This is a genomic window from Paenibacillus sp. FSL H8-0260 (assembly GCF_045040625.1).
Lineage (GTDB): Bacteria > Bacillota > Bacilli > Paenibacillales > Paenibacillaceae > Paenibacillus_AQ > Paenibacillus_AQ odorifer.
This window is the reverse complement of the sequence record NZ_CP150298.1, coordinates 1,840,387-1,862,013: the sequence shown is the minus strand read 5'-3', so window position 1 is coordinate 1,862,013 and position 21,627 is coordinate 1,840,387. Positions and strand designations below refer to the sequence as shown.

Below are 21,627 nucleotides of genomic sequence, written 5' to 3'. Positions count from 1 at the left end.
TATTTAAGTTTAAGTTCATTCGATCTAACCTTTGATACCCGAATTCAGGTTGATGGATTGAACGAAGTATTTTTGTGCAAAAACGAATAGCAGCAATGTTGGAATAATCGCCATGATTGCCGAGCCCATTAATTGTCCGATCATACGATAGTTTCCGTAGATGTCTTGCAATAAGAGCAAACCAGCGGTAATTGGCATTTTGTCTACATCTGTGTACACAATAACCGGCCAGAGGAAGTCATTCCAAGATCCAGTAAAGGAGAACAATCCGCAAACAATCAATATTGGTTTAACTAACGGCAATATAATTTGCGCGAAAATTCTAAAGTCACTAGCACCATCAACTTTAGCCGATTCATCTAATTCTTTTGGGATACCGTTCATAAACTGTCTGACCAAGAAGATATTACCCATACCCGCAAGACCAGGGATAATCATAGCCCAGGAAGTATTCACCCAACCAAAGGAGTCAATGATTTTATAAGAAGGAATCAAGTTAACAACACCCGGAAAGAAGGAGATCCCCAGCAAAGTGAAGAACAATGTGTCTCTTCCTTTAAACTTAATACGGGTGTAACCAAAACCTGTAATCGAAATAACAATAACAACCAGAATGGTGTGAGATGTGGCAATAAACAATGAGTTACCTAACCAACGTAGAATTGGAGCTGTAGAGGTATTGTTTAGGATTGTAACGTAGTTCTCAAAGACCCACTCTTTAGGAAATAGTCTAAAGCCCGAGGAGACTACTTCCGTTTGTGATCTAAATGAGGTGGAAATCCCGAATATAACAGGAATGATCCAAATCACACATAGGATACCTAGAAATATATAGGAAATATATTTTGAAATACTTACACTGGAGGAGCCTTTTATTTTGCCTGTTGTATTTACAACTGGATTTACTGCCTGGTTTGACATTTTAGTACACCTACCTTTTCCATTTCCTTGTTAGTCAATTAGTTTCTGCGAACCTATGAAGCATTTCGGTTCATTACAAAATATTGCAGCGCTGAGATCACCAAAATAACTAATCCCAGTAAAACTGCCATAGCTGATGCCATCCCGGCGATGGACTCACCGTTACCGAAAGCTAATTGACGAATATACATCATTAGAACGTGTGTACTTTGTCGAGGTCCGCCATCGGTCATCATTAACGGTTGGCCGAATACATTAAAGGCACCCGCAGTTGTCATAACAAAGGTATAAATTAATGGAAAACGAATAGATGGCAAGGTAATACTAGTGAATTTTTTAATAGAACCCGCACCATCGAGCTCAGCCGATTCATATAACTCTTGAGAAACGCCACTTAAGGAAGCACGATAGATAATCATGTTGCCCCCAATACCACCCCATAAAGTAATTACAATGATAATAATCCACGCATAGGGTTGATTTGCAGGCCAAGCAATTTGTGATCCAAATAGATTACCAGTGATCCCAAGTTGCTTATTAAAGATCAACAGCCAAATCAGTGCTGCCGCAGAAATTGAAATCAAGCCAGGAATATAAAGAATAGATTGAATTAAGCTCTTCATTTTAACTTTTTTATGTTCCAACGCCACCGCGACCATTAATGGAATAATAATCAGCAACGGAACAGACATAGCAACGAAAATCAGTGTATTTTTTAGACCTCTGAAAAATTGAGTATGAAAGGTTGAACTGTTGTCAAAAAGAATAGCCTTATAGTTATCAAAGCCTACCCATACCGGATCACTCATTAAATTCCATTTTGTAAATGAAGCATAAATCCCATAAATCGTTGGCACTAAAATGAAGACAGCAAACAAAATGACATGCGGACCTACAAAGAAAGCAGGTGCCCAATTGATTTTCTTTTTCATAGGAATTCATTTCTCCTTTTGCACAAAGTAATGCACCATAACATGGCACATTACTTCGTACAATCTATTCTATTTTGCTTTATTTTGCTGCACTGCTGCTTTCCGCAATTTTATCTTCAACAAATTTTTGCATCGTTGCCAAAGTCTCATCAATATCAACGTTGCCACGCACGATATCCGCACAGTAAGTATCTACAGCTTCCGCAATGTATGGGTAGTATTCATAGGTGTAAATGTATAGGGATTCGATTTCTTTTTCATCAGATGTAAAGAAGGATTGCATAAAGTCTTTGTACTCAGGGCTTTGGTTAACTACGTTACTTGCTACGTTTTGTCCAGCTTTTGCCCATTCCATCGAATTCGTACGAACATATTCCAAGAAGTTAGCAATACCCACTTCTTTTTCGTCTGTTCTCTTATCATTTTTCAACATAGCGAACAAGTGAGAAGAAGATCTGTTGGTGAATTTATCAGGAGTAGGAGAATAAACATTGGTCACGCCAAAGTTCAAGCCTTCAACCCCAGCATGTGCTGTAGAACTCCAAGTTCCGTCTGTCGAGAAAAGTACATTTTGAGATTGGAACATCAAGTAACCGTCTTCACCAAATGGAGTCATCAGGCCAGCATCAGCGATTTTCTTAACATTTTCAAACGCTTGTTTAAATACAGGGGTATTAACAGCCGGTTTTCCATCGACTTGGATATCCCCGCCCAAATCTTGAATTTGAGCCAAGATAACCCAGCCCAGCAAGGCATCATTAACTACGTAATCGCCTTCATCCAATTTACCTTGTAAGGAAAGCATTTCATCAATAGTAACAACGTTATCATCCAAGAAGGATTCAGCGTTATATTTTTTCAGCAAATCTTTATTGTAATACATTACGTTACTATGAATATCAAGAGGAACTGTGTATTGAGTTCCATCGATATTACCAGTGTTCCAAGCTTGTGGTAAGTAATTTTCAGCTTTCAGTTCAGGTTGTGCTGGCAATACGGTATCTTGCATGGATTCCAGTACACCTTGTTTAACAAACCCAGGAACACGGTCAGCGTGGATAATTGCTAAATCAGGAACACCTTTGCTAGATGCCAAAACTGTAGAAATTTTTGTGTACATATCAGCCGTAATAACATGTTTTACTTTGATTTCGGGATTCGTTGCATTGTAGTTTTTAACAATTTGATCCATATAAGCACCGTCATCACCGGTCAGCGGTGTCCAGAACGTAATCGTCTTACTATCATCTTTACCACCGCATCCTGCCAAAACTGTCGATAATGTTAGAACCGTTGCTAATAAAACTCCAAATTTCTTTTTCATTACTCTCTCCCCCTGCAGCTGTAATGTTAAGATAACCATTCATGTTCACTTTCTTTGAAAACGATTAACTTGAGATTAGTATACATTCATTGTGAAAGCGTAGTCAATAACATTTAAATAAACTTAACAGAATTTTTTTTCGTTTAATTAACCTTTTGATTCATCTCTCGGAGATGAAAGCGATATTATATTTACTTCGGTTACCTTTCATGTTACTTTATATATAGATTAATAAACTTTACAGTATATGAAATAACTTTGAAAGAAGTGGGTAAAATGCAGTTGGAAATCGACAAATCCTCTCTTGTTGTTTACGAAGCTTTAGCGAGTGAAGTACGCATCAAAATTATTCAGTTGCTCTCCAAAAATAAGATGAACATCAAAGATTTGGCAGAAGAACTTAAAATAAGCAGTCCTATCGTTACCAAACACATTAAAAAACTAGAAGATGCAGGGCTCATAAAAACTGAAAAGGTGCCTGGCAAATCAGGAATGCAAAAAATCTCAATCCTTAGGGTGGATCATATTGAGATTAACTTCCCGAAAAAAATCTTTCACTCTTTTGCCTCCTACGAGACATCAGTGCCGATTGGTCATTATACCGATTATGATCTGAAACCTACTTGCGGACTTGCTACGGATAAGGAGTTTATCGGCAGAGTAGACGAACCTAAGTATTTCATGGATTCTAAAAGAGTGGACGCAGAGATTCTCTGGTTCACGCAAGGTTATGTGCAATATAATATCGCTAATTTCCTAAAAAAAGAGGAAACCCTACAGCAATTTGAGATTAGCTTAGAGCTTTCTTCCGAATTCCCCTTTGCTAATGACGTATGGCCTTCAGACATCACCTTTTCTTTGAATGGCTTGGAATTAGGGACTTGGACGAGCCCCGGAGATTTCGCTGATGCTAGAGGTAAATTCACACCGGAATGGTGGCCACACAATATCAATCAATACGGATTGCTAAAAACGATTAGAATTACAAACCACAATGGAACTTACATTGACGGTGACCCGCTGTCTCAGGTTTCGATTGAGGATTTAGATACGAATTGTGATCGTTGGACCTTTCGGATCGAAGTGAAGGAAGATGCAAAACACGTAGGAGGAGCAACGATTTTCGGAAAAAAATTCGGAAACCATGATCAAGATATTATTTTCAAATTGTACTATCTGTAAATTTTTCATTTATGATCTAAGCAAAACTGGTTTTTTTGCGGGGGTGAACAACTAATTAGCTATTCTTCTTTAGCTCCCCCCCACCTGTTATGCCCTATCCCCTCTCTTTATCTTGCTGATATATCCCGCCTTGTCATCCATTCACTGCATTTCACTCTTATCCACTTCAGCAGTAATCACCAGTAGTTAAATCATTTACCTCTATTTTGAATTTATAATTTATAAAAATATAAAAAGATTCATAAATCATTAAATTTCTATTTGACTATTTGCTGATATCATGCTTAAAATGAGAGCATTATAAAACGTTTTCCGTGTTATGGTTTAGTAATACATAAATTAAAACCATTTTCATATTCGAAAGCGTTTTTTTAGTAGCTATTTATGTAAGCGTTTTACATTTTTTTCAGTAAAGAAGGGAGGAATTGGAAAAATACGCGTGTACAAGCTCTACATCACTAGAATCGGAGGAACATACATTTGAGAAAAACTACTGGTAAACTAACCGCTTCCCTGCTTGCCCTCACTCTATTAGTGCCTGCTCCATTAATTTCTGCTGCTTCTGCAAGCGATTCCAAAGCAGTCGCATTATCCACTCAGCAACAAACTGCCGATTATTCCGGCCACTGGGCACAAAAAGATTTTCAAACCTGGGTAGATAAGGGCTTGATTCTCGGTTACGGAAACGGAATATATAAGCCAAATCAAGAAATCAACCGTGCAGAGTGGGTTACTCTGGTTAATCGGGTCTTTAATTTGCAGGAAAAAGCCGATATAGGCTTCACGGATGTTTCCACGACAGGTGCTTACTACAGCGATATCCAAAAAGCAACCGCTGCAGGATATGTAACAGGATACAGCGATGGCACCTTCCGACCCGCACAGCAAGTAAGTCGGCAAGAAGCTGCAGTAATGTTATACAGACTGTTCCAACTCAACTCATCTGTTGGCACTTCTGCACCAAAGGATGCTGCTGATTTGCCAGAATGGAGCCAAGAAGCAGTATTGTCTTTACTTGGTGAAGGTTATCTGCAAGGTTACACTGACGGCAGCTTTAAAGGAACTCAGGCTGTAACAAGAGCGGAAGCACTGCGCATGATTGAGAAGCTTGGCGGAGAAATCACGCCTAAGAGCGGAAGCTATTCGGGGATTAACACTCGGAATATGGTTATCAGCAGCCCAGGCGTAGAGTTGAAAAACTCCACAATCTCAGGGAATCTCTACCTTACCGAAGGTATTGCTGAGGGCGATGTCACACTGAATAATGTCACTGTTAAGGGAAAAGTATTCGTTTCTGGTGGCGGTGAAAACAGTGTCGTACTAAGCGACTCCAATGCTGCTGAAATGGTAGTAGATAAGCATAACGGCAAGCTGCGAGTCGTTACTAGAGGCACAAGTGCCGTACCAAACGTACGCGTACATTCCAGTGCAATACTAGAGGAAGATGCATTAACGGGGGCAGGTTTCAGCCGGGTTATTGTTGAGAATACGCTGCCTAAGGATTCCATCCTCAAGCTGAAAGGAAGCTTTGATTCCGTTGAGCTTCAAGCGTTGGGAGAGCCTACACTCCATCTGACAGCAGGCAGTATTGCTGAAGTTACACTGAAGCAAAAAGCCAAGCTGCGTGTAGAGGCAGGTACAGAAATCAAGAATCTAATCCTTGGTTTCAACGATATCCTAACCATCCAAGGCACGGGTAAGGTTATCTTTGATAGCAAGTACAGTCAGTTAATCCATTTTGAAACACCAACTCCAACGGCTACGGCAACCACTGGTACCGGTGGATCTAACGGCGGTTCTGTTGCTACTTCGGCTCCGGAAGTTACAGCTACTCCGGCCCCAACGGCTACACCAGATCCAACGGCTACACCAAATCCGACGGCTACACCAGATCCGACGGCTACACCAGATCCGACGGCTACACCAGATCCGACGGCTACACCAAATCCGACGGCTACACCAAATCCGACGGCTACTCCGGCACCAACGGCTACACCTAGTCCGGGAGCAACTGCACCAGCACTCACCAATGTCTCGGTACATGATCCATCGGTGGTAGTGGATAATGGAACTTATTATGTATTTGGCTCTCATATCGATGCGGCCAAATCAGATGATCTGATGAACTGGACACAGTTCACTAATGGTTATACAACACCGGGCAACGTGATTTTTGGTGATCTGTCCAAGAATCTGGCAGAATCCTTTAAGTGGGCTGGCGAGAACGATTCGGACAGTAAAGGCGGATTCTCCATCTGGGCACCGGACGTATTCTGGAATAACGATTATAAGAACGCTGATGGAACAACTGGCGCTTATATGATGTATTACAGCGCTTCTTCTACTTATATCCGTTCGGCGATTGGCTACGCCACTTCGCAAAATATCGAAGGGCCTTATACTTATGGAAATACCGTAATTTATTCCGGTTTCACCAAGGAAGAGGCTTATGACAGTGACAGTAAAGTAAATAAGAAATGGGACAATACAAATATCAAGGACCTTATCGACAATGGAACGTTGGAAGGTGTCAATCCAGATTGGTTTAATGCAGGTGGTTTGTATCAAAACAAAACCTATACAAATGCAATTGACCCAACTATTTTCTACGACAAAGACAACAAGCTTTGGATGACTTATGGTTCATGGTCAGGTGGTATATTCATTCTGGAGATTGATCCAGCTACCGGAGAACCTAAATATCCAGGCAAAGATGGAAAGACCGCTGATGGACGTCTTATCGACCGCTATTTCGGAACCCATATTTCTGGCGGAATGACCAAATCGGGTGAAGGTCCGTACATCGTTTATGATAAGGATACTGGTTACTACTTCTTGTATGTAACTTACGGTGGACTGGACTCCAAAGGCGGTTACAGCATGCGGCAGTTCCGTTCAACAAATCCGGACGGCCCTTATACGGATGCAGCAGGACAGAATGCTGTTCTAACTACCGATGGTGACAACACACCATATGGTAATAAGCTGTTAGGAAACTTCATGTTTACAAATCAAAATGCAGACCCGAATTTCCAAACGTATGGTTATGTGTCCTCAGGACATAACTCGGTACAATATGATGATGAAACGGGTAAAATATTTAACTTCTTCCACACTCGTTTCCCACTCCGTGGTGAAACACATGAACTTCGTGTGCATCAAATGTTCACTAACGAAGATGGCTGGCCAGTAACTGCCGTACATCGTTACACGGGTGAAACTATTGGGGCTGTAGCACGGGATAATGTTGTCGGCTCTTATCAGTTCGTTAACCACGGCAAGGATGTTTCAGGCGTTATCAAACCTACAGTAGATATCGAGCTAAAAAGTGACGGAACGATCGCTGGATCGTTAACCGGAACTTGGGAATTGAAGGATGAGTACTTCGCTCATTTGCTCATTAACGAAACGGAAAATGGAAACACCGTACAACATCTCTACAAAGGTGTATTTGTGAAGCAATGGGATTCCTCACGACAACAGCATGTTATGACGTTCACCGCAATGTCAGATCAAGGAATCACTATCTGGGGCAGCCAGATGCAATCGATGAGCGTTGAGCAGATTTTGAACAATATTGCTGCAGGCTTGAGTATTGGTGACACAAGAAAAATATACGATGACATCACCCTCCCTACGGAAGGCTTGCGCGGAGCAGAAATTTCATGGTCCTCTTCCAATGAGGCCGTAATTGCTAACAATGGTAAGGTTACTCGTCCTGAACTTGGACTTGGAAACGCTACAGTTGAACTGACTGCTACAATTAAGCTAGGCGAAGTCGCAGTAACTAAGACCTTCACCGCCGTTGTTATGGAAAAAAAGAGCACGCAATTGGAAGACGGCTTAGTAGCTGCCTTTGACTTTGATGGCGACCTTGCAGAAAATGGGGATCGCACAGCTGACGGCATAGTCACCGGAAATCTGATCAACAACACTGAGGATGGAGACATCACTTTTGAGGCTGGTAAAGACGGTCAGGCAGCCAAGTTTGATGGTAAATCCGGTGTTCGTCTACCTGACGGATTAATTCAAAGTAGCGCATATTCGGTAGGGATGTGGCTGAACCCATCCGAATTAAAAGCTTTTACTCCTGTATTCTTCGGTGCTAAAACCGAAACGAACTGGTTCAGTCTCCTGCCATATGGAAACGGTGGAGCAACCACCAGACTCTGGTTCGGTAGCGATACTTGGCTAGATGCTGATACAGGCTTACAAATTCCAGTTAACCAGTGGACGCATGTTGCCTTCACTTACAATGCTGGAACAGTCAATATGTACGTAAATGGTATATTGAAATCCTCCGGAAAAGGATTCACAGATATTTTCGATACAGAAAAAGGTGTATTTGCTCTTGGTGTGAACTACTGGGATGCACCATACAAAGGTTTGGTTGATAAATTCCGCGTGTATGATAGAGCATTGTCTGCGGAAGCTGTGGGCTGGCTTGTAAACGGTGAGCCTGATACGAACATTAAAGTAAGTAATATCTCATTCAGTGAAGCTGTTAAATCAGTAGCTGTAGGAAATACTTTCACCCCTCAAGTTAGTGTGCTTCCAACCAATGCCGGAAATAAGGCGCTAACTTGGAGCTCTAGCGATTCCAGCGTAGTGGCTGTTGACGCAGCGAGCGGAATAGTAACAGCACTAACTGTCGGTGGCCAAGCTGTAATTACTGCAACAGCGACTGATGGAAGCGAAGTTTCAGCCAGCTACACAGTAAATGTAACTGATGGAAAAGTAGCTCATTATGCTTTTGATGGCGACCTGGACGACTCCTTCCAATTGAACGGAAAAGGCGAAGTTACAGGAGCAAAAGTAGATAGCCCAACTGTAGGCAATATCACATACGGTAACGGTGTCCTCGGTCAAGCTGCAATATTCAACGGTACCTCCGGTATCCGTTTGCCTGATGGATTAATTGACAGCAATACCTATACCGTATCTATGTGGCTAAACCCTGAACAACTTACAGATGCAACAACTACTTTCTTCGGCGCTGCCACTAAAAATAGCTGGATTAGCTTCGTTCCTCAGAACGGCGGCGGTAAAACGTTATTATGGTCCGGAGAAGCTTGGTATGATGCTATTTCTGCCATGAAGATTCCAGTAAACGCATGGACACATGTTGCGTTTACGGTCAGCAATGGTACCGTAAAAGTTTACCTTAACGGAGTAGAGCAGTTCTCTGGTGAGGGCTTCCCGAATGTCTTTAAGAACAAAAACGGCGTTTTCGCTCTAGGCGTCAACTATTGGGATGCACCATTTAAGGGCATGATTGATGAACTGAAGATTTACAGCAGAGCGCTCAAGTCAGATGAAGTACAGGCAGAGTATAGCTCGAACGTAGATTAAGCAAGATTTGATTTGGAAAGAGAGCGGAGCCACAGGCTCCGTTCTTTTTTTAAAGTCCCATATTGTAAAAAAAGTATTTAACTAATATAATCATTAACTATACGTCCGAAATAAACGTCGATTATTATATTGTTATTAATAAATTTCTTAATCATCGGCGATTAGCCCATAAATTTTAATTGGAGGCCACTTATGAAACTTGACCTGTCGGAAGAATCCCTTCCCGTCTATGAAGCTTTAGCCAGCTCAGTACGCCTGCACTTGTTGCGTTTACTTGCCGAAAATCCTATGAATGTTAAGGAATTGGCCGCAGCAGTAAATTTGAGCAGCGCCATTATGACTATGCATGTGCGTAAGCTGGAAGCTGCCGGACTGATCCAGACGCATATGGCACCTGGTCGAAGTGGTCTGCAAAAGATCTGTACTCTAGCTGCTGAAGGAGCAGAAATCACCTTCCCAGGCAGACAGATCAATGAGCGCAAAAGTTATCGCAAGGAAATTCCGGTTGGACATTACTCCGACTTCCTGATCGAGCCAACCTGTGGTCTTGCAACTACTGAGAAAGTGATCGGCAGTTTTGATGATCCCCGCTATTTCTGGGATCTTGAGCGTATGAATGCGGGGATTCTTTGGTTCGGCAAAGGATTTATCGAATATAAAATCCCTAATTTCCTACTCTCCAGCCAGCATCCTGAGGAACTGATTATAACCATGGAAATTGCTTCCGAAGCACCTTCCATTAATAATAATTGGCCTTCGGATATCACATTCACTTTGAACGGAGTGAAGCTTGGATTCTGGACAAGTCCCGGTGACTACGGGGATAGCCGTGGTAAATATACACCGGCCTGGTGGCCAGCACTCACGAACCAATACGGCTTGCTCAAGCAGCTGCGTATTACAGCGAAAGGTACATTTATGGATGGTTTAAAGCTCTCAGAAGTTACCCTTGATCAAGTGAATATCCGTGACAAACAGTGGTCTTTCAAGCTTTCCGTAGATGAAGATGCCGAGCATATTGGCGGGATTACTCTTTTTGGCAAAGGTTTTGGAAATTATAATGAAGATCTAATCGTTGAGTTGTTCTATACGGATAACCAAGAATAAAGCCGCATTCACCTCCCATTGGAGAGTCGAATGCGGCTCTTATTTTAGCTTAATTCTTTTCGATAAAGGGACCCCACAAGCCACCCCCCGGCAATGGACAACTACGTTCCTTAAGCTTGGCTACTACGGGGATGATGCAGCCGCAAGCGACGCAAGTTACCCCTTCGTGCAGCTTAGGGCAAGTCCCACAAAGGGCAACCCGTTCAGCGTAAACTTCATCTGGAACACAAAACTCTGGCTTAAACATGGAAGAAGACAAGATACGATTAATCTGCGTTGGCGTAACTTTATAATCCTCTCTGCATCCCTTGCATGTTGATGTTGTTGACATGGTAACACCACCTTAAGCCTTCGGCGTAATCTCCAGCACAGTTACTGACATTGGAGGCAGTTCAACATTAAGAAGATCACCCTCCAGAGTGAAGGCAGTGAAGGCTTGCGGCACTACCGCCTCCGGTTGGCTGAAGGTATTGTGAGCATCAATTTTATCACCGGCAAGTGTTGTGCCTGTCACTTCAACCTTCTTCCCGGAAAGACCACGAAGCTCAAGTGGAACAGCAGCAGAAGCAGCATGGTTCAAGTTGCAAAGACTGACATGGATGATTCCAGAAGCAGTTACGGAAGCCGAAGCAGATACTTCAGGAATCTCACGGCCTTCAAAGCTGTAAGTGCCACTTTCCAGTGCTAAATCCAGCAACTCCGCATCCTGATGGACTTTAAACATATTGAATACATGATACGTTGGGGTCAGCACCATCTTTTCCCCTTCGGTCAATATAACTGCCTGAAGTACGTTAATCGTCTGCGCAATATTTGCCATCCGTACCCGGTCACTATGTTTATGGAAAATATTCAAGGTCACGCCTGCTACAAGAGCATCCCGAATTGAATTTTGTTGATACAGGAATCCTGGATTCGTCCCCGGCTCTACATCATACCAAGTTCCCCACTCATCTACGATAAGACCTACTCTTTTATCCGGATCATATTTATCCATAATAACGCCATGTCTGGTGATCAGCTCATCCATGCGAAGGGCTTTCTCTAATGTACTAAACCATTCACTCGTTTCAAAGCCTGTAGCTGCACCTTTATTCTCCCATGCTGGACCAGGAATTGTATAATAATGCAGGGTAATCGAGTCCATAAAGCGTGTTGCCTCACGCATCAGAACCTCCATCCAGTGATAATCATCCACGTTAGGACCACAAGCAATCCGGTGAATACGATTGTCCCCGTAATTTCGTACATACGTCTGATATTGGCGATAAAGATCTGCATAATATTCTGGACGCATATTCCCGCCGCAGCCCCAGTTCTCATTCCCCACGCCAAAATAAGTCACAGCCCAAGGCTCTTGATGGCCATTCTGCTGGCGAAGCTCGGACATTGGAGATACGCCTCCAAAGGTTAAATACTCCACCCATTCGGACATCTCTTGAACGGTACCACTGCCCACATTACCGTTAATGTAAGGCTCACATTCCAGCATCTCACATAATTCCATGAATTCATGCGTACCAAAATGGTTGTTCTCAACCGTTCCGCCCCAGTGAGTGTTAATCATACGTTTACGACCTTCACGGGCTCCGATACCATCTTTCCAGTGATATTCATCCGCGAAACAGCCACCTGGCCAGCGTAGTACAGGAATTTTAATTTCCTTAAGCGCTTTCACGACATCATTACGAATACCGTTGGTGTTAGGAATAGTTGAATCTTCTCCAACCCAAATCCCTTCATAAATGCAACGGCCAAGATGCTCAGAAAAATGTCCGTAAATATTTCTGTTAATCGTCCCTTTGCGAATGTCAGTATTAAGGATCGCACGTTCTGCCATGGTTAAATACCGCCTCTCAACGTTTATATTTTTATTAACTAATTAATAATTATATAAACATTATAAGACGCTGCTTAGGTATCCGTCAATCTCCAATATGAACAAAAGCTATTCTTTATCAATAGGTTTCTTTATCCCGTCTTCATAATAGTCAAAAATGAGCTGCTGCTGCGTTCCTCTTACCCCGTAAAACACATCAGAAATTTGTTTCCCCTTACGTCTTAACTCGTTCTCCAGCCACTCTTGGGTCAGGCCATTATCCTTAAGATTATCTGCGAGCATTATTCCATCCATAATCAATTCAACGGGAAAGCTCTGAGGAACGGACAACAGCTTTAGATCTTTTCGGGTAACATATTGGTACTCTTGTTTCTTTAATACAGACACCATTCCGTTATCTTCCAGCACAGCGTATTCTACTACCTCTAGATTAAAAATTTCCTTTTCTCTCAAGGCCTGATCCAAAGAGTCCAACGAATACCTTACCTTTTTCATATTTTGCTCAAGAATTTTCCCATCCTCAATAAGTACAGTGGGTGAACCTGAAATCCAGCTTCTCATTTTACGACTTTTTAAAGCGATGATAGATAGTAAAAAAGATGTAACGGTAACGACTATAAGCGCCAGGATCATGTAGGAAGAATGCAGCTGTTTATTAAACGCCAAGTTCGCGGCTATTGAGCCCAATATAATACCCGTCACGAAATCGTGGAAGGTCAAGTTAGATAACGTTTGTTTTCCCAATATTTTGGCGATCAGCAAAAGCATGATCATAGCAACAAAGGCCCTAAGCACAATGTCCATATACACCTGCATCTCTAATGCTCCCTTCCTATTCAATCCTCCATTATTCACAAACCGAGTAGAAATGAAACCTCAACGAAAGCTCTGCCCATCCAAACCTGCCGATTTCTCTAAACGCCAAAAGGGCTCTGGAATGGTTCTACTGAACCTTCCCAAAGCCCTGGCTTCAAATTCTTACTTTTCAATCTTAATTGCTAAAAGATTGTATAGAACCATTGCACTCTCAGCTCGAGTTGCTGAGCCTCCCGGAGCGAATCGCTGGTCACTTCGACCCTGAATAAGTCCAAGGGCTTGGGCAGCAATGATCGATTCACGGGCCCATGAGGCAGCCGCACGCAAGTCACCGAATTGGATTACAGGCTTCGGTTCCACCTTTTTCCCGCTGACATATTCGTAGGCTCGCATCACCATGACCGCCATCTCTTGGCGGGAAATAGGGGCTTCTGGAGAGAAGCGAGTCTCACTCACTCCATGGACTATCCCCGCCTCTACAGCCTGCGCCACTTCCTCCGCATACCACTCATCCGCAGATACATCTGCAAATGCTGTAGATGATTTCCCTTCAAGTCCTAGCAAGCGGATCAGCATAGCTGTAAATTCTGCACGGGTCACTGACCGGTTCGGCTCGAAATTCCGAAGTCCGACTCCTTGAATCAGATGTTTGGCTGTTAGCTCTTGTACAACCGCCGCCGCCCAATGTCCAGAAGGAACATCGTCATACGATTTGTTGTATTCCAGCACGGCATATGTGCCTAAGTGTTCGGTGCGCAGAGCCACCTTGCCCTTCAGCCAGGAACGGCCCGCATACTCTATATTTCCGGAATCCGGAAAATAATAGCCGCCGAGCAAATTCCTTTTGGCCTCAGGGTAGGCGTTAAGCTCTAATGTAACGGGCTCAACAAATTGGGGAAGTATGCTTCTTGTACCGTCACCAGCAACAATATACAGGTTAAAGAGAAGGAACTCTCCTGCCTGGTTTAGCACTGCACCAGATTTCTTCTCTGCGCTAGCTAGTATTCTCTGCGCCGCTTCCCCATTCACCTCAGAAGCCTCCAGAAAGATCTGGCTGCCGGCCAATTGCTCCGCAGGAATCAAACCCCGCAATTGTTGAAGCACCGCTGCCGGAAGGGTCACATTAAAGTTAGAAGCCTCTACCCGAAGCGGCTTCTGTTTGAGCATGTCTGCTGCCATCCCCGGCAATACTAGCATTCTCAATTTACCCTCGTAGACAATGGCTGCCGAAAGATCGTTCAACGAAGCTGCGTTTAGTTGCAGCCGCCCCGCTGTTACCTCCGGTACGGAAGGCACTTGTGGTTGCGGACTCGGAACAGTTGAAGTATTGTCTTCCGCTTGTAGAATCTGAAGCGTCAGACTGCTCTGCCGTCCTCCGTAACTTGCAGTAATCACAGTCATGCCCGGATCAAGTGCTTGCAGCTGCCCCGTTGCCGTTACTGTGGCTACCTTCCTGTTACTGCTCTCGTAGATCACACCCTCGGTTACCGTAAGGTGGCTATCATCACTATATACCGCCGTTGTGACCACCTTACCGCTCTGCCCTATTTCCAAGGATGTCGGACCGCTTAACGAAATAGAGACGAGCTCCGGCAGTTGTCCATACACCTTTAATAAATAGGAAGCGGTCATGTTGTCATATACGGATGAAATAACCGAAACGCCCGGTCCTTTAGCTTCAATATGGCCATCTTTACCTATACTTGCGACGTTAGGATCGCTGCTCTCATAGACTATACCTTCGGTTACTATATAACGGCTGCCATCGCTGTACACTACCGAAGTAACCGCCGTTCCGGTCTCCCCGACACCCAGGCTTTCCGGGCCGCTAATTGCCGTTGAGACTCTTTCTGTAGGCTCCATGACTGTCACCTGAAGCTGTCGGAAAGGCTCTACATTTCCAGCCTTATCCACCGAACGATAATCGATCCCGAAGGTTCCGGGGTTCTCGATATATACACTCTGAGTAACCGTATTCCATGCACCACCGTTGAGCCGGTATTCTGTCCGCTTGACTCCCCAGCCGACAGCTCCCCCATTGGATTGGTCGGTGACATCAAAAGTGATATTGACTTTGCCCTTATATGCGCCCCCTTCTCCTGTTTCTCCAAGTATGGTAGCCTTCGTGATTGGAGGTGTTGTATCTTTCGGCAAAATTTCCAGATACGCGGCATATTTGCCATTCTCATTCTTACGGCTTCTTATGTCTGTGGCGAGATTATAGCCTACCTGCCTAAGAGCCAGACTTATCACCGGATCGGAAGGGAACTCCGTGCCAACCCATGAGGTAATATCGAACTGCCGCCACTGCTCCGGTCCGGAAAAAGTCTGCAGCGCAGCTTGAGTACCGATTTTTGGAGCATTATTGTAATTTAGCGTTGCCTCCGTCCAATCATCATCTTGGACTCCAAATACACCGATATCGGACAAAGTGCCTGCCCCGTCATTTGTCTTTCCGAACACATTCAGCTTCACAGAACCAACTTCACCGAGAAATGGACTCAGATCGAATTTTAGATAAACCCTTCTGTCTGTGTCCCCGCTGCCATTTCTGATCTGCAAGTAATTGACCGAACTATAATTGACTGCAGCTTTCGATCCTCCATTGACATACGCATCTTCAGAAACATACAGCTTCGTTATTACCGCTTCGTCTGGTTCCGAATCGGAAGGCTCAGAAGGCTCGGCATTCGGATCAATTCTGAACTTGACAACATGGCTTTTTCCTTTGGACCCGCTGGTATGAATTGCGAGTTCAATCCTCGGTGAGGTCTGCAGTACCGTTACGGTTGGATCTTTCATCAGCTCTTCCAGCGCGGTTCTGCCGACATCCACATTCACCACAGATTGAGACTGTGTCGGATCCGAAATGGCTATCGTCAGTTCATCTCCAGACTCCTTGATAATAATGGAGGCTGGATGATTGGCGCGCACGGATTCGATCATTCCCGGTACCCAGAAGTTCATAGCCGTAAGTCCCAGCTTCTGTTCCTTGACGGCTTGCACACTATCCGTGTTGGCTATAATTTCAATGTCAGGACTACTGCTGTAGCGCGCTGTCGCCGTTTCATCCTGATTCGGCAGCAGCACATACGAATACGATTGATTCACCGGATTCGTTCCCTGAGCAATCGACAGGCTGGCATAATTTCTCGTAATCGGCTCCGTTGATCCCCCTTGATTAGTATCCTTCCATGCGCCAGTCCGAGACTCACGCAGACCGTCTATCGTTGGGGCATCAGGGAAATAATAACCGATTCCCGAGCCGGGAACATTGCCTTCCAGATGTGCCCAATGCACCTGATTCATTGACTCAGACCAACCCAGCGCGGATGGCTTGGCCTCTCCGTTGACCGTAAGTACATTGTCTCCGCTCGCCTTGAGCTTACGGTTATCTACGATGGTCTCCACCTTGCGGTTATCCGTGCTTGTAATGCCTGCCCCAAGTGCTACGATTTCATCATCGAACATGAACCAGGACTTTTTACCGGACAATGTGCTGTTATCCGGATCCAGATCCATGCCGGCCGCTCCATAAAGGCCGTCTATGGATGATCCTCCCACCCATGTTTTAGATGTAGTCTTGGCTGCACCGCGACTTGCCCCATCCGATGTAACCCCAGGCAGACGATAAGCGTTCACGGTCGGCCAGAATGCATCTGCATATTGATCCAGATCCTGATTATACAGATAGGTCATGCCTTCGCCTGTATACCAGCCCTTCAGATTCTCTGTGCCCGCTTCATAGTTGGCAATTCGGGCCGAAGACATGCTGATCCCAAAGGCATATCCAGGCCGATGGTGGACAATCCGGTCCATAGCCGAAAACTGCTTATGCACAGTAAGGTCTCCTGATGGCTGCACCTCTGGATCGTCCATAAGCGTCTGGAGCAGAACTATATCGGCTACTCTTAGACCGTCGTAATAACTTTCTACTACCGTATCGGCTTCGAACCAATACTTCACCATCGATTTAAATCGGGCCGCTTGCTCCGGTGGCGCGGAAGAAGCCAGCCGCAAAATATGCGACCAAGGCACGAGCTGCCGGTTTCCCCGGGCTATCGATCTACCGAACACCATATCCATCATTAATTTTCTGTAGACGAGAGGTTCATAAGAATCCGTTACCCAGTTGTATACATTCTTCATATTGGTATCAGTCAGCGGCCAAGAGGACCCTGTCAGCAAAGTCATCATTTTCATCATATCGCCAAGCAATACAGCCCCATAACTGCCGGTATAAGCAATATTATTATGCTGGATAAAGGAGCCGTCCTCATAAAATCCGTCTCCGCGGGTCACATAGGGTAATACTTGGCTAACCGCATCCCGCCCTTGTTTGATCTTCGCACTGTCACGATTATGAATGCCCCTCAAGACCACTGCCAGTGCTTTATCCAGCCGATTCGCGCCGGTTTCCATCAACGAGGGTTGATTGGTCCGTTTGGTTGGGTCCGGGCAGAATTTATCAATGGCTTTGGTATATTTGGTAATCTGATCGGCTGACAAATACTCGAACATTAAGGCCATCGTATCTCCCAATGCAAGCGGAATGCCGATCTCCCATTCGAACCAATTGCCTTTCTCCAGTTTAGTTTCGTTATACCAATTCGCGTATAAGAAATCTAAACCATCCAGAATATCTGATTTCAACTGCATATTCTCGTACAATGGTGAGCCGGATGTCGAAAAGGCAATAGCCATATCCTTCAACCGGTTATAAGAGGCTGCCGTATCAAAAGCATCCGCTGTGCTGCCCGGCTTATCGCTCCATAAATAAGTACGGTTCATTTGCTTGTTCATCGTATCCCAGAATCCAGTTCGCTCCTGATTACTGATCTTATCGGATAAAGTCTTTATAGACTTGGCAATGTCCGGGTTATTCGGGTCGAAGGAATGCCCTCCGGTCAAATACTCCACCCATCTTCCACGAAGCTCGTCATATTCGTCTTTTGGAGTCTCTCCTTCAGTAATATTAAATTTCAATACATGCGTTGCCCCTATAGAATTCTTCACATCCACCGTTATAACTGTATTTCCCGAAGCTTGCACTACATCCGTCTTGCTATCTTTGCTGAGCAGTGTCAACCCCGGTATATCCAGTTCCAGGGACAATAGGTTTTGAGACTGAGTAGGATCAGACACCGAAACGACAAGCTCCTGATCGATCTGCCGAATCATCACGGAAGCTGGATTGAGTGCCTTGATGGAATCTACTGTTCCTGGATTCCAGAAATTAGCGGCGGTTATGCCCAGCTTCTTCTCTCTGACCGCATGCACATCCTCTGTATTGCGCAGCACTTCGATATCCGGGTTGCCACTGTAATCCTCAGTACCTGAAATGTCACGATTAGGCAACAGAACATAGGAGTATGAGCCATTCGTAGGCGTATCTCCATGCTCAACTGCCAGGCTTAAATAGTTGCGCGTAATGGGAACATCGGATTGAGTGGCATTAATCTCTTTCCAACTGCCGGTTCTGGCTTCACGTTGCGCCAGTATACTTGGAGCTTCAGGGAAATAGTAGCCCACGTCGGCACCTGGCACATTACCCTCCAGATGGGCCCATTGAACGTTCTTTAACGTCGCTGACCATCCGGACTGTGACGGTTCTACAGCTCCGTTGATTAGAAGTTTGTTGTTTCCCACTTCGTTAAGCATCCGGTTATCGATAATCGTCTCAACAGACTGCGGGCCGGCAGTTGATTTGGAAATTCCCGAACCAAGCGCCACAATCTCATCATCGAACATAAACCAGGATTTCTTGCCTTGCAAATCGCTACTGGTCACTTGGGAGAGTGAGAAATCCATACCTGCTGCACCGTATAGGCCTTCCAGCGACGATCCACCCACCCAGGTTTTCGGATTCATGTAACTTTTCCATTCCACAGGCACCATCCCCTGCCCCGATCCATCCGTTGTCGTGCCAGACAAGCGGTAGGAATTGACGGTAGGCCAGAAGTCATTCCGGTATTGGGTCAGATCCTGATTGTATAAATAGGTCATCCCAATCCCCGTATACCATCCTTTCAGGTTCTCGTTGTTCCCTTTCTCAAACGCCGAGATGCGATTCGAGAACAGACTCAAGCCGAAGCCGTAACCTTCGCGTAGATGAACCACCCGGTCCATGCCGGCGAATACCTGATTCTTAATGAGAGCTCCTCTTGGATTGATCTTCCCGTCATTCATCAGCTTTTTCACAATCGTTATATCTGCAAGCGACAACCCTTCATAATAATTGCCGGATGTCATATTCGCTGAGATCCATTCTTTCGCCGCTTGCTTTATGGATACTGCAATATTCTCCGGAGCAGTTTCAGCCATCCGCAGCAAGGTGACAATTAACCCTCTTGCGCTGCCGCTTCCTTTTCTAGATATACCTCTGCCATTTACCGAATCCATAAATTGACCGTTGTAGATCACCGGCTCGTAAGTCTGAGCCACCCATTCGTAAATGTTCAGAACATTCGGGTCCGTTATTGGCCATGGAGAATCGGTCAGCAGATAAGACATGTCCGCCGTCCCTTTGAGCCAGACCGAACCATATCCTCCCGTATAGGCAATATTATTATGCTGAACGAGGGAACCATCCTTATACACACCGTCACCATGAGTCGTGTAAACATACTCGGAGCCAATGGAATCACGGCCCTGAATGATCTTTGCACTGTTGTTGCCAATCACGCCTCTTACCGTGACCACAAGTGCTTTGTCTAGTAGATTTGCTCCCGTCATCTTCGTGCCTTTAACGCCAAGCACCGACCCTACTTTCGGGTCTGGACAGAAGGCATCAATAGCCGCAAGATACTGATTGATTTGCTGCGGTGTTAGATGGTCATACATGAGCACCATAAGATCATTCACAATCTGCGGCGTGCCAATCTCCCAGTCCCACCAGTTCCCATAAGCGCTTTTGCTCGGATTATAGCGGTTTGTATACATCCAATTGATTGCGCTTACAATATCATTCACCAAAGTGCTGTTGCCGTAAAGCTCCGATCCCTCCACAGAATAGGCCAATGCCATAGTCTTCAGGCGATTGTAAGCGCTTGTAATAAACTGCGAATCTGTAGTGCTCGCGGTATCACTCCACAAGGAGGTGCGGCCGGAGGATTTATCCATACTCTCCCAAAGTGCAGCAGCCGATGCAGCCTGAGCGCTAATACTAGCAGCTATATCAGGATCACTCCCATCGTATTGACCGCCACTTAATCGGTCGTACCATTTCAGCCTCAGTTTATTGTAGGCCTGTATCGTGTCGGGAGCTTCGACAGTAACCAGACATTCGGCTGCAAGGCTACCATCCGGTGTGGCGATCTTGATGGTCGAAGAACCGATCCCCGTACCCATTACATTACCAAGTGCGTCCACAGTCGCAGCTTCTGGATTGCTCGAAGTCCACACTACCGTTTTATCCACCGCCGTTATAGGGGATAAAGTCGGCAGAAGTGCAACCGTGTCCCCTTTGACCATAGAAAAGGCCGTACGGTCTAGCGCAATTCCTGTAAGACCCGCATATTCCTCCAAAGCGATATCATCTATCCATAGCTTTCCTTTTCCAGTCTCCAAAAAAGGCTCGATGACTAGCTTCGTCGCGTTAGCCGGCATAGTTAGAAATACTTGCTGCATACTCCAGTCCTGTGTGCCTGTTATTTTGGGAGAGGAAGGTCCATCTCCCACTTTGGCAGTATTGTAATACTGTGTTCTAAAGTAGGCTCCCTGTCCAGTGACGTTGTCCGTCTTTAGCCAGACTTTAAGTCTGTAGGATTTACCGGGGATAACCGAAGTTACCCCCTGATTGATGGAAATCCTGCTTGTGGCAAAGGCATCGAACAGCATGGACCGGGTTCCTTCATGCGCAGTGCCAGCGTCTATCTTGATATTCGCTGTTTTATTCGTGCCTTTCCCGCTACCTGTAGGGACCCATAAGCTCCAGCCTACCGGAGCAGCGTCTGTAACCCCTGTCCAGGTTGAGTCAAGGGCTGTCGTTGTATTCTCAAAGCTTCCGTTAAGCATAAGATTTGATGCAGCCGCAGATGCCCTGCTATGCGAGGGATAAAGAACTCCCCCACAGGAAGAAAAAAGATCAACAATGAGAACTAATACTAAAAATAGACTTGGTTTACGCATTTGTTCACCCCAATCTTAGAATT

10 protein-coding genes are annotated in these 21,627 nt (G+C 44.9%); 3 read left to right on the top strand and 7 right to left on the bottom strand.

Annotated features, from left to right (window positions below; translation table 11 throughout):
* Nucleotides 1-24: 24 nt before the first annotated feature.
* The 3 genes from MHI51_RS07995 to MHI51_RS07985 form a co-directional block, all read right to left on the bottom strand.
* Nucleotides 25-921: a carbohydrate ABC transporter permease gene (locus MHI51_RS07995; RefSeq protein WP_036675639.1), complete on the bottom strand. Its 897-nt coding sequence runs from the start codon at nucleotides 919-921 to the stop codon at nucleotides 25-27.
* A 53-nt stretch (nucleotides 922-974) separates the two neighbouring features.
* Nucleotides 975-1,853 carry a carbohydrate ABC transporter permease gene (locus MHI51_RS07990; RefSeq protein WP_076126272.1) on the bottom strand — a complete coding sequence of 293 codons (879 nt, stop codon included), beginning with the start codon at nucleotides 1,851-1,853 and terminating at the stop codon, nucleotides 975-977.
* Nucleotides 1,854-1,932: 79 nt separating this feature from the next.
* On the bottom strand, nucleotides 1,933-3,177 hold the full coding sequence (locus MHI51_RS07985; RefSeq protein ID WP_076101554.1) for an extracellular solute-binding protein: 1,245 nt from the start codon (nucleotides 3,175-3,177) through the stop codon (nucleotides 1,933-1,935).
* Nucleotides 3,178-3,453: 276 nt separating this feature from the next.
* Here MHI51_RS07985 and MHI51_RS07980 point away from each other — a divergent pair, with 276 nt between their 5' ends.
* From MHI51_RS07980 to MHI51_RS07970, 3 genes are all read left to right on the top strand, one after another.
* Nucleotides 3,454-4,359 (top strand): transcriptional regulator, encoded by a 906-nt coding sequence (locus MHI51_RS07980; RefSeq protein ID WP_076126270.1) that lies wholly within the window; start codon nucleotides 3,454-3,456, stop codon nucleotides 4,357-4,359.
* A 480-nt stretch (nucleotides 4,360-4,839) separates the two neighbouring features.
* Nucleotides 4,840-9,711 carry a LamG-like jellyroll fold domain-containing protein gene (locus MHI51_RS07975; RefSeq protein WP_342410576.1) on the top strand — a complete coding sequence of 1,624 codons (4,872 nt, stop codon included), beginning with the start codon at nucleotides 4,840-4,842 and terminating at the stop codon, nucleotides 9,709-9,711.
* A 192-nt stretch (nucleotides 9,712-9,903) separates the two neighbouring features.
* On the top strand, nucleotides 9,904-10,818 hold the full coding sequence (locus MHI51_RS07970) for a transcriptional regulator (RefSeq protein ID WP_076277098.1): 915 nt from the start codon (nucleotides 9,904-9,906) through the stop codon (nucleotides 10,816-10,818).
* Nucleotides 10,819-10,867: 49 nt separating this feature from the next.
* On the opposite strand, the gene MHI51_RS07965 is transcribed toward MHI51_RS07970, so the two are convergent.
* From MHI51_RS07965 to MHI51_RS07950, 4 genes are all read right to left on the bottom strand, one after another.
* On the bottom strand, nucleotides 10,868-11,149 hold the full coding sequence (locus MHI51_RS07965) for a DUF6171 family protein (protein ID WP_076100542.1): 282 nt from the start codon (nucleotides 11,147-11,149) through the stop codon (nucleotides 10,868-10,870).
* 12 nt (nucleotides 11,150-11,161) lie between these two features.
* Complete coding sequence (locus MHI51_RS07960) at nucleotides 11,162-12,658, bottom strand: alpha-N-arabinofuranosidase (RefSeq protein ID WP_076104908.1); 1,497 nt, start codon at nucleotides 12,656-12,658, stop codon at nucleotides 11,162-11,164.
* A gap of 108 nt (nucleotides 12,659-12,766) precedes the next feature.
* Nucleotides 12,767-13,474, bottom strand: coding sequence for a DUF421 domain-containing protein (locus tag MHI51_RS07955; RefSeq protein WP_076126261.1), 708 nt, complete (start codon nucleotides 13,472-13,474; stop codon nucleotides 12,767-12,769).
* A 162-nt stretch (nucleotides 13,475-13,636) separates the two neighbouring features.
* Nucleotides 13,637-21,604 (bottom strand): polysaccharide lyase family 8 super-sandwich domain-containing protein, encoded by a 7,968-nt coding sequence (locus MHI51_RS07950; RefSeq protein WP_405173752.1) that lies wholly within the window; start codon nucleotides 21,602-21,604, stop codon nucleotides 13,637-13,639.
* Between the last annotated feature and the right edge of the window lie 23 nt (nucleotides 21,605-21,627).

Excerpts from the sequence above, each read along its gene's own strand:
- MHI51_RS07950 (WP_405173752.1), bottom strand. The coding sequence starts at position 21,604 with ATGCGTAAACCAAGTCTATTTTTAGTATTAGTTCTCATTGTTGATCTT.
- MHI51_RS07970 (WP_076277098.1), top strand. The coding sequence starts at position 9,904 with ATGAAACTTGACCTGTCGGAAGAATCCCTTCCCGTCTATGAAGCTTTA.
- MHI51_RS07995 (WP_036675639.1), bottom strand. The coding sequence starts at position 921 with ATGTCAAACCAGGCAGTAAATCCAGTTGTAAATACAACAGGCAAAATA.
- MHI51_RS07960 (WP_076104908.1), bottom strand. The coding sequence starts at position 12,658 with ATGGCAGAACGTGCGATCCTTAATACTGACATTCGCAAAGGGACGATT.
- MHI51_RS07965 (WP_076100542.1), bottom strand. The coding sequence starts at position 11,149 with ATGTCAACAACATCAACATGCAAGGGATGCAGAGAGGATTATAAAGTT.
- MHI51_RS07955 (WP_076126261.1), bottom strand. The coding sequence starts at position 13,474 with ATGCAGGTGTATATGGACATTGTGCTTAGGGCCTTTGTTGCTATGATC.
- MHI51_RS07985 (WP_076101554.1), bottom strand. The coding sequence starts at position 3,177 with ATGAAAAAGAAATTTGGAGTTTTATTAGCAACGGTTCTAACATTATCG.
- MHI51_RS07980 (WP_076126270.1), top strand. The coding sequence starts at position 3,454 with ATGCAGTTGGAAATCGACAAATCCTCTCTTGTTGTTTACGAAGCTTTA.
- MHI51_RS07990 (WP_076126272.1), bottom strand. The coding sequence starts at position 1,853 with ATGAAAAAGAAAATCAATTGGGCACCTGCTTTCTTTGTAGGTCCGCAT.